The organism is Haloplanus sp. HW8-1 (genome assembly GCF_023703795.1).
In the GTDB taxonomy this organism is placed as follows: domain Archaea; phylum Halobacteriota; class Halobacteria; order Halobacteriales; family Haloferacaceae; genus Haloplanus; species Haloplanus pelagicus.
Window position 1 is genome coordinate 217,331 of the sequence record NZ_CP098518.1, and the last position, 15,417, is coordinate 232,747.

At 67.6% G+C, this 15,417-nt stretch carries 19 protein-coding genes; 14 read left to right on the forward strand and 5 right to left on the reverse strand.

The window, feature by feature from the left end; genetic code table 11:
• Positions 1-60 precede the first annotated feature (60 nt).
• The 6 genes from NBT82_RS01145 to NBT82_RS01170 all read left to right on the forward strand — a co-directional run bounded on the left by NBT82_RS01145 (position 61) and on the right by NBT82_RS01170 (position 5,164).
• Positions 61-585, forward strand: coding sequence for a transcription factor (locus NBT82_RS01145; protein WP_251329761.1), 525 nt, complete (start codon positions 61-63; stop codon positions 583-585).
• Complete coding sequence (locus NBT82_RS01150; protein ID WP_251329762.1) at positions 585-1,250, forward strand: DUF2110 family protein; 666 nt, start codon at positions 585-587, stop codon at positions 1,248-1,250. Before NBT82_RS01145 ends, NBT82_RS01150 begins: the two co-directional genes overlap by 1 nt.
• A 3-nt stretch (positions 1,251-1,253) precedes the next feature.
• A complete protein-coding gene (locus NBT82_RS01155) occupies positions 1,254-2,051 on the forward strand; it encodes a DUF5803 family protein (RefSeq protein ID WP_251329763.1) in 798 nt (265 codons plus the stop codon).
• Between the two features lie 49 nt (positions 2,052-2,100).
• A complete protein-coding gene (locus NBT82_RS01160) occupies positions 2,101-2,832 on the forward strand; it encodes a competence/damage-inducible protein A (RefSeq protein ID WP_251329764.1) in 732 nt (243 codons plus the stop codon).
• 161 nt (positions 2,833-2,993) lie between these two features.
• The gene (locus tag NBT82_RS01165) at positions 2,994-4,052 is read left to right on the forward strand and encodes an ATP-NAD kinase family protein (protein WP_251329765.1); all 1,059 of its coding nucleotides are present in this window, start codon (positions 2,994-2,996) and stop codon (positions 4,050-4,052) included.
• 80 nt (positions 4,053-4,132) lie between these two features.
• Positions 4,133-5,164, forward strand: coding sequence for a phosphate signaling complex PhoU family protein (locus NBT82_RS01170; protein WP_251329766.1), 1,032 nt, complete (start codon positions 4,133-4,135; stop codon positions 5,162-5,164).
• A gap of 17 nt (positions 5,165-5,181) precedes the next feature.
• On the opposite strand, the gene NBT82_RS20100 is transcribed toward NBT82_RS01170, so the two are convergent.
• The gene (locus NBT82_RS20100; RefSeq protein WP_305882158.1) at positions 5,182-5,967 is read right to left on the reverse strand and encodes an LEA/WHy family protein; all 786 of its coding nucleotides are present in this window, start codon (positions 5,965-5,967) and stop codon (positions 5,182-5,184) included.
• Positions 5,968-6,081: 114 nt separating this feature from the next.
• Here NBT82_RS20100 and NBT82_RS01180 point away from each other — a divergent pair, with 114 nt between their 5' ends.
• Positions 6,082-7,164, forward strand: coding sequence for a phytoene/squalene synthase family protein (locus tag NBT82_RS01180; protein WP_251329767.1), 1,083 nt, complete (start codon positions 6,082-6,084; stop codon positions 7,162-7,164).
• A gap of 7 nt (positions 7,165-7,171) precedes the next feature.
• Here the strand turns inward: NBT82_RS01180 and NBT82_RS01185 are convergent, their stop codons facing one another.
• Positions 7,172-7,459, reverse strand: a complete 288-nt coding sequence (locus tag NBT82_RS01185; protein ID WP_251329768.1) for a DNA-binding protein — start codon at positions 7,457-7,459, stop codon at positions 7,172-7,174.
• A gap of 2 nt (positions 7,460-7,461) precedes the next feature.
• On the reverse strand, positions 7,462-8,874 hold the full coding sequence (locus NBT82_RS01190) for a hypothetical protein (RefSeq protein WP_251329769.1): 1,413 nt from the start codon (positions 8,872-8,874) through the stop codon (positions 7,462-7,464).
• Positions 8,875-8,979: 105 nt separating this feature from the next.
• Here NBT82_RS01190 and NBT82_RS01195 point away from each other — a divergent pair, with 105 nt between their 5' ends.
• From NBT82_RS01195 to NBT82_RS01210, 4 genes are all read left to right on the forward strand, one after another.
• A complete protein-coding gene (locus NBT82_RS01195; RefSeq protein ID WP_251329770.1) occupies positions 8,980-9,834 on the forward strand; it encodes a cytochrome c oxidase subunit 3 in 855 nt (284 codons plus the stop codon).
• Between the two features lie 68 nt (positions 9,835-9,902).
• Positions 9,903-10,130 (forward strand): DUF7385 family protein, encoded by a 228-nt coding sequence (locus NBT82_RS01200; RefSeq protein WP_251329771.1) that lies wholly within the window; start codon positions 9,903-9,905, stop codon positions 10,128-10,130.
• A 46-nt stretch (positions 10,131-10,176) separates the two neighbouring features.
• Positions 10,177-10,401 (forward strand): CDGSH iron-sulfur domain-containing protein, encoded by a 225-nt coding sequence (locus tag NBT82_RS01205; RefSeq protein WP_251329772.1) that lies wholly within the window; start codon positions 10,177-10,179, stop codon positions 10,399-10,401.
• 53 nt (positions 10,402-10,454) lie between these two features.
• On the forward strand, positions 10,455-12,644 hold the full coding sequence (locus NBT82_RS01210; RefSeq protein WP_251329773.1) for a DUF7527 domain-containing protein: 2,190 nt from the start codon (positions 10,455-10,457) through the stop codon (positions 12,642-12,644).
• Here the strand turns inward: NBT82_RS01210 and NBT82_RS01215 are convergent.
• On the reverse strand, positions 12,641-12,946 hold the full coding sequence (locus NBT82_RS01215; protein ID WP_251329774.1) for a hypothetical protein: 306 nt from the start codon (positions 12,944-12,946) through the stop codon (positions 12,641-12,643). The two genes, NBT82_RS01210 and NBT82_RS01215, sit on opposite strands and share 4 nt — an antisense overlap.
• 231 nt (positions 12,947-13,177) lie before the next feature.
• Here NBT82_RS01215 and NBT82_RS01220 point away from each other — a divergent pair, with 231 nt between their 5' ends.
• Positions 13,178-14,509 carry an adenylosuccinate synthase gene (locus tag NBT82_RS01220; RefSeq protein ID WP_251329775.1) on the forward strand — a complete coding sequence of 444 codons (1,332 nt, stop codon included), beginning with the start codon at positions 13,178-13,180 and terminating at the stop codon, positions 14,507-14,509.
• Between the two features lie 84 nt (positions 14,510-14,593).
• On the forward strand, positions 14,594-14,734 hold the full coding sequence (locus tag NBT82_RS01225) for a DUF7128 family protein (RefSeq protein ID WP_251329776.1): 141 nt from the start codon (positions 14,594-14,596) through the stop codon (positions 14,732-14,734).
• A 5-nt stretch (positions 14,735-14,739) separates the two neighbouring features.
• Here the strand turns inward: NBT82_RS01225 and NBT82_RS01230 are convergent, their stop codons facing one another.
• Positions 14,740-15,174 carry a DUF5796 family protein gene (locus NBT82_RS01230; protein WP_251329777.1) on the reverse strand — a complete coding sequence of 145 codons (435 nt, stop codon included), beginning with the start codon at positions 15,172-15,174 and terminating at the stop codon, positions 14,740-14,742.
• Between the two features lie 102 nt (positions 15,175-15,276).
• Between NBT82_RS01230 and NBT82_RS19985 the strand changes: the two genes are divergently transcribed.
• Entirely contained in the window at positions 15,277-15,402 is a 126-nt protein-coding gene (locus tag NBT82_RS19985) for a hypothetical protein (RefSeq protein ID WP_256476661.1), read from the forward strand.
• The last annotated feature ends 15 nt before the right edge of the window (positions 15,403-15,417 follow it).

Genomic DNA, 15,417 nt, shown 5'->3' on the forward strand with positions numbered 1-15,417 from the left:
GGCCGGCCGTCGACGGCCTGACCGTGGCGTTTAAATCGCCGCCGGACCGAACGGGACACAATGGCTTTTGAGGAGTTGCTGAGCGATCCGGTGATCCAGAAGTACCTCCACGAACTCGTCGGTCCGACGGGGATGCCGGTCGCCGCCGCGCCGCCGGACGGGGAGGTGACGGACGAGGAACTCGCCGAGGAACTGGAGCTCGAACTGAACGACGTGCGCCGGGCCCTGTTTATCCTCTACGAGAACGACCTCGCCAGCTACCGCCGCGTCCGCGACGAGGACTCCGGGTGGCTCACCTACCTGTGGACCTTCGAGTACGAGAACATCCCGGAGAACTTAGAGGAGGAGATGTACCGTCTACTCGACGCCCTCGAAGAGCGTCTGGAGTACGAACGAACCCACGAGTTCTACCTCTCGGAGCCGGCGGGCATCCGCTTCGAGTTCAGCGAGGCGATGGAGTTCGATTTCCAGTGTCCCGAGACGGGGGCGCCGCTCGAACCGATGGACAACGACGATCTCATCGAGTCGACGGAACGACGGATCGAGGAGCTTCGGAACGAACTCAACGTGGAACTCACCCGCTGATGGTCGTCCTCGCAACCAAATGTTACGTCGAGGGCGACGCGAGAGAGCGGGCACTCGACGGGATGCAGGCGCTCGTCGACAACGTCGTGGGCGACCTCGACGTGACCTGGGAGGTCGGCGTCCGCCACGACGACTTCGTCTCCGTGACCATCGAGGGCGACGACGCCGTGGCCGCGCGCAACGCTCTGGGCGAGGAGTGGGGGACCATCGGCACCGGCTTCGAGGACGGGGAGACCTACGTCGGCACGCTCGAATCGTGGGACGAGGACGGGATCGTCCTCGACGCGGGCGAACGGGTGCGGATTCCGGCCGACCAACTCGGTCTCGGCCCGGGATCGCCGTCACAGATCCGGGATCGGTTCGGCCTCGTCCAGCACCTCCCGATGCGGTTCGTGGCGGGCGAGCCACCGCGACTCGCCGACGCCGAGCGTGATCGCCTCTTCGAGTGGACACGCGGCGACGGGCGTCTGAACGTCAACAGCGCCACGCGGGGCGAGGTGCGGGCGACGATCAACCGCGCCGGTCACGCCCGCGACATCGTCACGGTCGAACGCCTCGGCTTGCTCGAACAGAGTGCCGTCTGTACCGAGGGAACCGATCCGCCGGGACTGCTCGCCAGCGTCGGCGAGTACCTCCCTGCGGAGCTGAAATGTGTCGTCCCCTGAGCGATGAGTCGCCGTCGCCTGCTTCCCCTCGTTGGCCTCGTGGCGCTCGTCCTCACGGCCGGCTGTGCCGGCTTCTTCGGCTCCCAGCCCGTCTCCGACGAGCAACTCGACGAGGACCCACCGTCGCCGTACGTCTGGGACAACGAGGTGAACGCCCACATCACGATCACCGAGAACGCACGGTTCCAGGCTGTCTATCGGCTCGATCGGACGCGGATGGAACTGTTCCGCCGCGACGGCTTCGGCGGCCGGAACGCCATTCCCGTCTCGGCGGTCCGGTACCGCTACCCCAACGGGACGGTCATCACGGGCACCGAACTCGTCGCCCGCGGCGGGGCGATCAACCGCTCGCGCGAGCGAGTGTCGGTCCGGCTCCCGGCCGACGCCCCGGACGATGGCGGCGGCCGACTCGCGTTCACCTCCTCAAGTACGCCCAAGCGGTTCAGCCTCCCGACGTTCGTCAACGGTTCGTACGCGGTCGTGTTGCCGCCGAACCGCCGGGTCGAGATGTTCCCGTTCGGGAAAGTCAGCCCCCGCGGGTACGAGGTGACCCCGGCGGATGATCGACGGGTCATCCGTTGGGACAGCGTGGAGAGCGACTCCGTCTCGGTGCAGTTCTACCTGCAACGCGACCTGCTGATCTTCGGCGGCGCCGCGGTCGGGCTGGGTATCGTCGGCGCCGTCGGCGCCCTCTACTACAAGCGTCGCATCGACGCGCTCAGGGAGCAACGCGAGGAACTCGGTCTCGACGTGGACACGGACGACGAGTTCCGCGACGATCCGCCGCCGGGCATGGGCTGATCGTATCCGGGTCGCGACTGTTTTCAACGTCCCCCGTCTACGCCACGCCATGCGAGTCGCGGTCGTCACCGTCGGCGACGAACTGCTCTCCGGGGATACGGTCGACACGAACGCCTCGTGGCTGTGTGCTCGCCTCGACGACCGCGGGGTGAGCGTCGAGCGGATCACGACCGTTCCGGACCGGATCGCCGATATCGCCCGCGTGGTCAACGAGTACCGCGCGGAGTACGACGCCGTCGTCGTCACCGGTGGTGTTGGCCCCACTCACGACGACGTGACGATGGACGGCGTCGCGGCGGCGTTCGGCCGGGAGGTCGTTCCAAACGAGGCGGCCGCGGCGTGGATCGCCGACCACGGCGACTACACGGCCGCCGACCTCACCGAGGGGACGACCCACCTCCCGGCCGGGGCACGCATGCTCCCGAATCCCGAGGGGGTGGCACCGGGTGCGGCCCTCGATTCGGTGTACGTCCTGCCGGGCGTGCCGGCGGAGATGAAGGCGATGTTCCAGACGGTTGTCGACGAGTTCGAGGGGGAGCGAACGCACGTCGAGGAGGTGCGCACGGTCGAACCGGAGAGCGCACTCATCGACCGTCTCGACGAGGTTCGGGCGGCGTTCGACGTCGCGGTCGGGAGCTACCCCGGCGAGTCGGTTCGGCTGAAGGTGATCGCGACCGACGCGGCGACGGCCCGCGCCGCGGCCGACTGGCTCCGCGACCGCGTCGACCTAGCGCCGGAGGTAGAGCAACCAGAGCAGGGTGACGCCGAGACTGACGAGTAGTACGACCGCACCGGTCGCCGCGATGGGAAGGGGTTCCCCGGACTGGAGTGGGATCATAGGTGGCCCTATCGACGGCAGTCGCTTAAACGTTCGTTAACCGAATCGGACGGTCGTCGTCGCGCGGTCGCGACGCTTTTCACCGTGCCCCCGTAGCTCTCACCATGCGACTCGGGTTCGTGGTCAACCCCATCGCGGGTATGGGTGGACGAGTCGGCCTGAAGGGTACCGACGGGAAGGTCGAGGAGGCGCGCGCCCGCGGTGCCGAACCGCGCTCGCCCGACCGGGCACGACGTGCGCTCGAGGCTCTCGCCGACAGACTCCCCGACGCGACGCTCTTGACGTGGGGTGCCCCGATGGGTGCCGACCTCGCCCGCGACGCGGGGTTCGATCCCACAGTGCTGGGGTCGCCCGCGGGGTCGGAGACGACCGCGGCCGACACGCGGGCGGCCGTCGAGACGTTCGCCGACGCCGACGTCGACCTCGTCGCGTTCGTCGGCGGCGACGGCACCGCCGCGGACGTGGCCGCCGCCTTGGAGGGGAGCGGGACGCCGATGTTGGGGATCCCCGGCGGCGTGAAGGTGTACTCGTCGGTGTTTGCGGTCTCGCCCGAGGATGCGGCCGACGTGATCGCCTCCTTCGAACGGACCGAGCGCCGGGAGGTGATGGACATCGACGAGGACGAGTACCGCGAGGGGGCCGTGAACCCGGAACTGCGGGCGGTCGCGTGGGTGCCGGTCGGCGAGAGCCTCCAGTCCTCGAAACAGACGGGAAGCGGGAACGTCGAATCGTTGGCCGAGGGCTTCGCCGACGGCGTGGAGGCGGGGGTGACGTACGTCCTCGGCCCCGGGAGTACCGTCGGGGCGATCAAGGACGCCCTCGGCGTCGAGGGTTCGCCCCTCGGCGTGGACGTGTGGCGCGACGGCGAGGTACTCGCCAGGGACGCCACCGAGGCGGAGATCCTCGACGCACTCGGCGACCACAACGTGATCGTGGTCTCGCCCATCGGCGGCCAGGGATTCATTTTCGGACGGGGGAACCCACAGCTCTCCCCGGCGGTCATCCGGCAGTGCGAGGTGGCGGTCGTCGCCTCCCGGGCGAAACTCGACGATATCGGACAGTTACGCGTCGACACCGACGATCCGGATCTCGACGCGGACCTGCGGGGCTGGACCCGGGTCCGGGTCGGTCGGTTCGAACGGCGACTGATGGAGATCGCCTAAAACCACCAGACATCAACATCATTCATGGGGTATAATGTCCCATAGTGAAGATTAAGGCCATTGGAATAGATACGTGTGCTATGGAAACACGGAAAGTGCAACGGCTGGGACCGTCGACGTTGGCGATGACGCTCCCGGCGGAGTGGGCGAAAGAGCACAACGTCGAGAAGGGCGACGAGGTGTCGCTCCGGATGGGCGGGAAGGGCACGCTAACGGTGCTTCCGGAGTCGGCGAGCACCGAGGGGTCCGAGGCGACCATCCACGCCGACAACCTCGACTCCGGGGCGCTCGAACGGGCCATCGTCGCCCAATACGTCCTCGGTCGGCGGGTCATCCACATTCAGAAATCCGAGGACGCCCTCGACAGCGAGCACATCAACGCCGTCTACCGCGCCGAGACACAGTTGATGGGACTCGGTGTCATCGAGGAGACGCCCGAGCGCATCGCGATCCGCTGTTCGGTCGACCCGGAGGACTTCACCCTCGACAACCTCCTCGAACGCCTGGAGAACACCGGGAGTACCATGCGCGGCGAGTCGGTCAAGGCGCTGGCCCACGGTAACGCGGACCTGGCCGAACGGGCGCTGAACCGCGAGCGACAGGCGAACAAGATCTTCGTCCTTCTGCTTCGCCTGATCTTCATGGCCTACCAGAATCCCAACCTCGCCCGGGCGGTCGGCCTGGAATCCGGCTTCCCGCTGATCGGCTACCGCTCCGTGGCGAAGAACCTCGAACTCACCGCCGACAACGCCGAGGACATCGCCAACATCGCGCTGGACGCGAAGAACAACACCCTCGACGTCGACGGTTCGACAATGCGGGCGATTCGCGAATTCACTGATCAGGTCGACGAGATCACCGCCACGGCGGTCGAAGCCGTCGTCGAACGCGACTACGACAAGGCGATCGCAGTCGGGCGGATGTTCGCGGAGATCAGCGACCGCGAGATGGAACTGATCCGGAGCCTGCCAGACATGCCGAAAGTGGAACTCCTGCGGACCCGCGAGGTGCTGGTGAGCCTCCAGCAGACGGCACAGTACGCCATGCGTAACGCCGAGATCGCGGCGAACCTCGCGCTCAACGAGGAGTCCGAACACGTCACCATCGAGTAACGATCCCCGCCCCTGCCCTATCGCGTTCGCGTCACCGGGATCGTCCCGCTAGGGACCCCGACGGAGAGCAGTCCGTCGTCGGGCGTCGGTGTCGCGGTCCCGCTATCGGGCGTCGCCGTGCCGTCCTCCCCGCCGTCGAGGAGGCCGTCGTCGGGCGTCGGCGTCGGTGTCTGCGTCGGCGTCGGTGTCTGCGTCGGCGTGGGTGTCGCGGTCCCGTCGTCCGGCGTCGCCGTCCCGTCCTCGCCGTCGAGGATGCCCCCGTCGTCGGTCGTGGTCGGTGCCGGCGTCGGCGTGGGGGTCGCCGTCGCCGTCCCGTCCCCGTCCGCCGCGTCGTCGGGCTTGTTGTCGAACATGTCCGTCTCGACGGTGCGGGTCACCTTCGGCGCGCCGAAGGACGCACCGAGCGCAGACGAGTGGACGTCGGCGTTGACGGCGAGTGCGGTCCGTTCGCCGTTGCGGATGTGGCTCGTCCACCACGCGGGGATGCGTTCGTTCGCGAGGCGCGTAGTCATCGGCACCGTCGAGGGTCCCTGGGGGATCGAGACCCCCTCCTTGACGCCCGTCGCCATCCGGATGCCGTTCATGTCGATGGCGTAGTCGACGGTCAGTCCACCGAGACTGGCGCCGACGGGATTGGGATTCCGGACGGACAGGTTGCTCTCGACGACCGTCGTCGTCTCGTTGACGCCGGCGAACCGGTTGTCGATCCCCGACACCGACGGTTGGCTGAAAAAGAAAAGGGCGAGACCGGCGAGTAAAAACGCGATGACGACTCCCCCCACGACCTGCTTGGTCGATGGCATACGGGTGGTCTCGGTTGGACGGGACAAACGACTTGTGGCTTCCCGTTCCGGAGTTCCGACGATGTCGCCCACGAGACTTTTTAACCCCTCGGTCGTAACGCGCAACCGCTCCGAATGTCTCGACACGCAGCTAGGCCTCCCGGTGACGAAGCCGACCTCGACTGGTGCCACGAGGCGGTCCAGGGTGTCTCCCGAACGTTCGCGTTGACCGTCGACGTGCTCGACGAACCGATGGCGTCGTACATCTGTGTCGGCTACCTCCTCTGTCGCGTGCCCGACACCGTCGAGGATGCGGACCACATTCCGCCGGCGGCCCAGGCACGTCTCCTCCGCGAGTACGACCGTGTGCTCGACCCGACCGACGACGCCGACGCCGACGCGTTCCGCGACACGGTCGACGAGTGGCTCCCGGCACCCGAGGCCCGCTCCGAGGACTGGGAGGTCGTCGCCAGCACCCCGCGGATCGTCCGGACTTTTCGGGCGCTTCCCGACGACGTGTGCGAGGCGGTCACGCCGCCGGCGCGCGAACTCGTCCAGGGGATGTCGATGTTCGTCGAGCGGTACGCCGACGAGGGGGGCCTCCGCATCCAGTCCCGTGAGGAACTGGAGGAGTACTGTTACTACGCCGCCGGCACCGTCGGCACTCTCGTCACCAACCTGCTGGCACGCGGCGACCTGAGCGAGGGCCGTCGCGCCCGCCTCTACGACACCGCCGAGGAGTTCGGTCTCCTGTTGCAACTGGTCAACGTCGCCAAGGACGTCTACGACGACTACACCGAGGAGGACAACGTCTACCTCCCGGCGGAGTGGCTGGCCGCCGAGGGGGTCCCCCAGGAGGAGGTCGTCGCCCCCGAACACGAGTCCGGGGCGGCGGCCGTCGTCCGGCGCACCGCGCGTCACGCGCGCTCCTTCCTCGACGACGCCCAGACGTATCTGGAGACGGTACCCACGACCGACGGCAACACCGTCGCGGCGTGGGCCATCCCCTTCTTACTCGCAGTCGGGACGCTCCGCGAACTCCTCGCACGCCCCGAGGACGCGCTCTCGGACACCGGTGTCAAGATATCGCGCCAGGAGGTGTTCGCCGTCGTCACGGAGATGACCGGCACCGATCCGGATGGCCGCGGGACGCTCGCGGACCTCCGGGAGGACATCGCCGGGCAGCCCTACCACCGGGCCCGCGGACAGGCCGACTGATGGTCCCCTACGTGACGACTGCGTAGGTCAACAGGAAGCCGAAGTAGAGTGCGACCAGCGCCGCGAGCGCGAGGAGTCTGAACCGCCGCAGGGCGGCCTCCTCGTCCTCGCGGGCGTCGTCGAACGCCTCGCGTTCTCCCGCCGATAGCTCCTCGCCGTGTTCGAGTCCGCGATGGAGCGCCAGCCGTCCCGCTCCGGCGAACGGTCGACCACACCGCTCACAGACGTGTGCGGTCGCGTCCGCCGGGACGTGGATGTCGACGTCGGGGTCGGGGTCGGATGCCCTGTCGGTCACGGTCACGAGGCGATGAAGGGTGGGGCGACGTACGGTTCCGCGACGATCCAGAGGCTGAGCATGGTGTAACAGATCATGGCGGCGGTCACGCCGTACTGGCTGCGGACGGCTTGCAGCCGGGAGGGAAACAGGTCGTAGGCAGTCGCGTGGGCGACCCAGACGGCCAGCAGGTGGCCGAGAAGGACAAAGGCGAGTTCGAGGCCGCCGAACCACGCCGGCAGGCCGGCGAGTTGTGGCGGCGACGGCGGCGGCGAGAGAGGGGAAACGGCGACGGCGGCGAGCGTCGGCCCCAGGACGAGCACCGAGCCGAGGTTGTGTGCGAGGTGGTAGCCGGCGGCGATGGGGAGCAGCGAGGGCACGAAACGCCGTGCGATTTCGGTCACCGAGAGATACGTCTCGGCGCGTCGCCGACCGAGACGCGCCGCCGTTCGGTAGGCCAGATAGAACAGCGCGGCGCCGACGAGATAGGCGCCGAGGTAGGCGACGACCGGCGGCACGCCCGCGCCGACGACGGCACGAACGCCGGCCGCCCAGGGCCCGGTCGCGACGAAGCCGTCGTAGGTCGTCACGAACAGGAGCGTGACGACGAAGGCCACGTCACCGCGCTCGTCGAGGGTCGTCTCCGGGAGCACGCCACCCGGGAGACGCAGGTGGAGGCGACCGTCCTCGATGCCGAGCGGTGCGAGTCGCCCGTAGAGACGAAACGCCCGCGAGAGTGGGTCAACGCTTCCGAACCAGCGGTCGGTCCCGAAGACGACGGCGCCCAGGAGCGTCACGACGGTGTACGCCACGAGGACGGCGACGAGCAGTCGGGCGTCGTCGGCGAGGGGTGCGGTGACTTCCACCCACACCAGCAGGAGGAGGCCGGCGACGCTCGGCCACGCGCCGAGGCGGTCGGGGTACCGTCGGTCGAGGGAGGGGAGGCGTTCGGCGACGGTCCAGAACGGGCCGAGCGCCGGCCAGGTGTTCCCGACCAGGTACGTCGAGGCCACGAAGCCACCCCACCAGGCGACCCAGACGACGAGCACCGCGAGATTGCGGACGCCGGTGGCGTCCTCGACGACACCGACGGCCACCGTGACCGTGAGGACGACGATCCCGGCGGCGCCCGCGAGGGCGTGTAGCGCCCGTCCCGGAGTGGGGAGCGGCCGGCGCCAGTCGTGGACGGCGGCGACCAGCCGGCGGTCGGTGACGAAGCTGGCGAGCAGAAACGAGACGCCGACGACGCCGCCGCCGGTGAGCAAGAAGAGCCACGTCGGGACGGCGATCGGATCGCGTGTCGCCCCGCGGAGACTCCCGCTGTGGGCAGCGACGCGGCCGACGCCCGCGACGAGGACCCAGGCGACCGCGAGGACGGCGCCCACGGCGCGTGACCGCCGTCGCCGTCGCCGTCGCCGCCGCGATTCGGAGGCCATCGATCGACGGTTGGGGTCTCCCCGTGGAGTAGCTTCCGGAACCGAGCGAGTCCCCGGCGGCGGCGGTTGGGAGGATTTTTGGTAGTCGAATCGCAACGGAGGAGTATGAGTACGGATCACGGCGGGGACGACCACGGACACCACCTCCCGGCAGTCGAGGACTGGCCGCGGGGGTTCGGTGAGGCGAGCTGGTGGCCGTTCGTCACGGCGCTCGGCGCCGGCGGCATCTACGTCGCTGCCGCCTTCTTCATCGTCGCAGGCGGGCAGGACTCCACGATCGATCCCATGATCGCCCCGCTGTTGGCGGCCTCGAGCGTCGGGGCGTTCCTCTTTGGCCTGTACGGCTGGCTGTATCACGCCTTCGTCGCCGAGTTCTGGTCTCGTGGCAGCAACGAGACGAGTGCGTCGGCGCTCCGCTGGGCGATGATCGCCTTCCTCGGCTCGGAACTCGCCACCTTCGGCGCGGTGTTCACCTATTACTTCTTCATCCGCGCGGGGACGTGGCCGCCGGGCGAACTCCCGCACCTGACTGGATCGCTGGTACTCATCAACACCGCCATCTTGGTGGCGTCGAGTCTCACGCTCCACTGGGCACACGTCGCCATCCGCAACGAGGACCGCCGGAAGTTCCTCCTCGGCCTGCTGACGACGCTCGTCCTCGGCATGGTCTTCATCGGCGGGCAGGTCTACGAGTACTACGAGTTCATCGTCCACTCGAACTTCACGATCACCTCGGGCTTTTTCGGATCTGCCTTCTTCGGTCTGACCGGTCTCCACGGACTCCACGTTTCCCTCGGTGGCGTCCTCCTCGCCGTCGTCACGATCCGTGCGCTCGCCGGTCAGTACTCCGCCGAACGCCACGTGTCGGTCAGCACCGTCTCGATGTACTGGCACTTCGTCGACGTGGTCTGGATCTTCCTCGTCGTCGTGCTGTACGTGGGCGCGTCCATCGGCGCCTGATCGGGCGGCGACCCCTGTCGCCGCGGCCAGCGCCGTAAATTTATGTGGGCTCACGCGACAGTTACTGCATGGAGGATTTCGAGCAGCTCGTGTCGTCGCTCACGCCGCGAGAGGAGAACGACGAAATCAAACTCTACCAGAACACCGTCTCGGTAGCGTGCCCCGTCTGTGAGGATCCGTTCGACGACCTCGTGGCCTGCAAGAAGACCGAGACCAGCCTCGAACAGATCGAACCGCTCGACATCTGCGTCACCGTCCACGAAGGGAGCCCCCTTCTGTTCACACACAAACACTGACCGCGGCGCCGCCCGATTTAAGCCGCCGCCCCGACGACCGCGTGGTATGTCACGCGAAGTGACCCACACCGCAACCGGCCCGAAGATCGTCACACCGGACGATATCGACGACGAGAAGGGTGACGTGGCCATCTGCCTGTGCGGCTTGAGCGAGGCGTATCCCTTCTGTGACGGTTCGCACCGCCGGGCCGAGGGCGAGGACCCCGACGAACGCTACAAGTACGTCGACGGGGAGCGACGTCGCATCTCCATCGAGTTCGTCGACGAGTAGCGATAGTCCGTTGCCGGAAAGTATTTGGCTCGCATACGTCCATATCTTCACAAATGGACGGCGAGATTCTCGACACGGTGACCGAGTGGGGGTCCCGTCCGGTCGCCGATGGCGTTACCGGGTTGCACGACCTCGCTGACGAGGAGTTCTCGGGCGCCGTCACCGACGGATCCGCCTGGACGTTCGTCCTCAACGGTCGGTATCTGGGGGTGTTCGACGGCGATATCGGGGACTTCGAGGACGCGTCGCTCACCGCCTACACCGCACCCGACATCTCACTGCCGCTCCTGTATGCGATGCGATCCCGTGGCGGCGAGACGCGCGGGCAGTACTACTCGAACGAGACGTCGCTCGGCGAGATCGACGACACTCTCTCTGCGGGCAGCTTCGTCGGCTACGTCGAGCTCTCGGAGAACGTCCTTTCGGGCGATTACTACGTCGTCTACTACGGTGGCCGGTCGCTCCCGGTCGCCTACGTCGGCAACAGCCGGCGCCTCCTCACGGGCGACGAGGCGTTCGAACGCGCCGCCGACGAAGTCGGCATCTACTCCGTCGTCGACGCCGATATCGAGGTCGTCGACCTGCCCGAGCGGCCGGACCAGGCCCGGTCGGACGACCCCGAGACGGGCACTCCGTCCGGTGCTGCGGTCGCCGCCGACGGGGCCGAGGCGGACGCGACGACCGACGACGGCGTCGGCGACGTCGCGTTCGACGAAGGGGCGACCGACGGCGTCGCCACGGACGACGATCCGGAGACGACCGACTCGGGCGTCACCGCGGCCGACGGGACTGCCGACGCCGACGATGGCACGGGAACGACGCCCGACTGGACGACCCCGGCGGTCGCCGATCCCGACGACCCGGCCGACTCGGACCACGTCGACGAGGGGTCGATCGAGACGGAGCCAGAACCGGAACCAGCAACCGCCGACACCGACACGACGACCACCGACACCGACACGACGACCACCGACACCGACACGACGACCACCGACACCGACACGACGACCACCGACACCGACACGACGACCGCCGACACCGACACGACGACCACCGACACCGACACGACGACCACCGACACCGACACGACGACCACCGACACCGACACGACGACCACCGACACCGACACGACGACCGCCGACGACCCGGGTACGGTGGCCGTCGAGGACGCCGGCACGGTGACGACGGAGGACGTTGACGTCGGGGTGGCCCAAGGGGCGGAAACGGGAGACCGGACCACCGAGAGCGCCGAGGCGGCCGACGCCCCGCCCGCCGAGCCGTCGGGAGCGGAGGCTGACCCCGACTCGGTCACCCCGGATCAGGTCGTTCGACTGCGGCGGGAACTCGAGGCCGCCAGAGCCGAGAAGGCGGAGGCAGAGGCGGAACGCGAACGCATCGAGCGTGAGCGAGACGAGTCTCGCGCCACGGTCGAGCGACTCCGGAACCGGGTCGAGGAACTGGAGGCGGAACTCGAACGACTGGATGCAGACGCCGCGGGCAGCGCTGCCGCCGCCGCGGAGCGGACGCTCACGCGCGATGAGGCGCTCTCGGGGACGAACCTGTTCGTCAGATACGAGGACAAGACCGAGGGGACGCTCGAACGCGCGGCCGAGGGACGGATCGACGAGTCGACGCTGCGTGCAAACCTGCGGATCGACTACCACACGGAGTTCGAGACCACGGGGTTGTCCGTCGACGGGCAGCCGTTCGAGTCGTTCCTCCGTGCGACGCCGGAACATCGGTTCGCGGAGTGGCTGTTGACTGCGGTGACCTACGAGATCCGTCGGACCGACACGCGCGCCGAACTCTCGAAACTGTACGAGGCCATCGAGCGGGTCGACCGCATCGACCTCGACGGCGAGGTGGACGTGATGGCCGACGGACGGGCGGACACGACGACGGAATCGTTCGACGTCGTGTTCCGGAACAAGATGGGTGATCCGCTGTTCGTCGCTGCATTCGAAGACGGTCGCGATCCCACGGGTGCGTCGGCCATCGAGTCGCTGCTCGACCGGACGAGACGGGTGAGCGACGCGGAGGAAACGCTCGCGGCCGCCTTTTTCGTGACGACGAGTTACTTCGACGCCGATGCGATGGAGGTCGCCGTCGACGCCACCCGTGGTGGTCTGTTCAGTCGGAGTTCCCGACGAAGCTACGTGAAACTATCACGGAAATCCGGGTTCCACCTCGGACTGGTCGAGGCGCGAGACGAGGACTTCTTCCTGACCGTGCCGGACCTCTAGCTCTGAATCTCGGCCGTCTCTTCGATCTTCATCGAATCGAGTTTGTCGACAATGGCGTCGATCTTTTCGTCGAGTTCGTCGACGAAGTCGGCCGTATCCTCGGTGGTGATCGCACCCTGGCTCGACGGTTCGATCAGGTTCTCCTCCTCGAGGACACGGAGGGAGTACCGGACCTTGTGATGGGGGTACCCCGTCTCGTTGGACATCTTCACGATCCCGATGGGTTCGTTCCCGATGACCATCTTTAGCACCTGCAAATGGCGTTCGAGCATGTCGACTTCTTTCTCGAGCCTGTCTATCATGACACTTGTTAACTTGTCTTTGCGGGTTTTAAAAGTTGCTGTGGGAACCAGCGAACTGGAATCGGTCGTTTGAACGTGGGTGGTGAGAGTAATTAACGCTTCGGGTCGTGGCCGCATCGACCGATGCCGGCGGCGGCCCGGCGCGACACGTCCGGTCGGGCCACTCCCGCTCCGGTCGCCGTGGGCGTATCGTAATCGGTTTAGCGAGGCGGCTGGAACCTCCGGGCGGACATGACTGTCACTATCGTCGGATCCCAGCTCGGAGACGAGGGCAAGGGGGCCCTCGTCGACCTGTGGGGTGGGAACGCCGACATCGTGGTCCGGTACCAGGGCGGGGACAACGCCGGCCACACCGTCGTCGAGGACGGCGAGGAGTACAAACTGTCACTAGTACCGAGCGGCGCCGTCCGCGGCAAGGTCGGCGTCCTCGGGAACGGCTGTGTCGTCAACCCGCGCACGCTGTTCGACGAACTGGAAACGCTCCGCGAGCGGGGGCTGGACCCCGACGTGCGTGTCGCGCGCCGCGCTCACGTCATCATGCCGTATCACCGCGTCATCGACGGAATCGAGGAGGAGGCGAAAAGCGACGAGGACCTGGCGGCCGGCACCACCGGCCGCGGTATCGGACCCACCTACGAGGACAAGGTCGGACGGCGCGGCATCCGGGTCGGCGACCTGCTCGACCCGGACGTCCTTCGTGACCGCCTGGAGTACGTCGTCCCGCAGAAGCGCGCCCTCGTCGAGGACGTGTTCGGTCTGGAGGCCGGCGAAGAGTTCGACGTCGACGCGCTCCACGAGGAGTTCGCCGACGTCGGTCGTCGCCTCGCCGCGGAGGACATGACGGTCAACGCCGGCGACTTCCTCGGGGCCGAACTCGACGACGGCGCGAGCCTGCTGTTCGAGGGCGCACAGGGCACCTCGATCGACATCGACCACGGCATCTACCCCTACGTCACCTCCTCGAACCCCACGGCCGGCGGCGCGTCGACGGGGAGTGGCGTCGGACCGACGGTGGTCGGGCGCGGCGAAGTGGTCGGTATCGTGAAGGCGTACCTCTCCCGCGTGGGGACAGGTCCGCTGCCGACCGAACTCGACGGCGACGACGAGGAGTTGGCCGACTACATCCGCGAGAAGGGCGGCGAGTTCGGCACCGTCACCGGTCGGCCGCGCCGCATCGGTTGGCTCGACGTCCCGATGCTCCGCCACGCGGCCCGGGTGAGCGGTTTCACCGGCATCGCCGTCAACCATCTCGACGTCCTCGCCGGCCTCGATACGGTGAAAGTCGGCGACGCTTACGACCTCAACGGCGAGCGACTGGAGACGATGCCCGCGACGACCGAGCGGTGGGCCGACTGCGAGCCGATTTTGAAGGCGTTCGACCCGTGGCCCGAGGTGGACTGGACGGCCGCCGCCCAGGACGGGTACGACGCACTCCCGGTGAACGCTCGCACGTATCTGGAGTACCTGAGCGACGAGGTCGGTGCCCCCATCTACGCCGTCGGCGTCGGCCCGGACCGTGCCGAGACCATCGAACTCGTCGATCCCTTCGAGCACGACGGATAGGCGGCGAGGAGCCCAGGCGCACTCTTTCTTCCCGGCGGCCAGGGCGGGGCAACGGTTTTACCGCCGCCTCGCGCACGTATACACATGGTGACCACGACCGAGCGGGACGGTATGACGTGGTACGAGTGTGAGGTCTGTGGGATGTTGTTCGACGACCGCGACGACGCCGCACAACACGAGGACAACTGCGACAGCGACAGCGCCGATCCCTCCTATCTACAGTAGGTCGCCTACTCGCTCCCGTCGACCAGTTCGTACGACTTCTCGCCCCAGTCGTCCTCGACGAAGACGAACACGCGACCACGCGCCACCGCGAGGTCGGCCTGGATCCGACATCGCATCCCGTCCGGTGACCCGACGGTGACGCCCGGGAATAGCTCCTCGGTCTCGCCGCCGTCGAGGACGATCCGTCCGACGCCCGTCGACTCCAGGATGTCCTCGTGGGTCTTGCGGTCGTTGACGTACATCATCACGCCCTCGGTCCCGTCGGGGCCGGTCACGAGGACGTGAACCTCCTTGCCGGGAGCAGTCGAGAGCGTCTCGGCGCTCCGCTCCGGGACGCCGCGGTAGAACGTCGTTCGGCCGTCGAGGTACTCCACTTCGACGCCGCCCTCCCGGAGGGTCACGGGGAGCGTACTCGGCGCCACGTCGGTGCGGATGGTCATACTACCGTTACCGGACGGCCAGTCAAAAACGTCGCGTCACGCGTCGCCCGTTCGACCACGCGCAGGGATACCGTTATGTCGACGGCGACGCCCATTGGGTGTGTGTTCGACCTCGATCATCCCGCCTGGCGAACCGCCGGCGCGACCGGCGTGGCCTACGCCCTCGCGATCGGTGGCCTGTTTCTCGTGCTGTTCGTTGGACCGTACCTGCTCTTTCGGATCCCGTAAGCGAGTCGGCTCGCG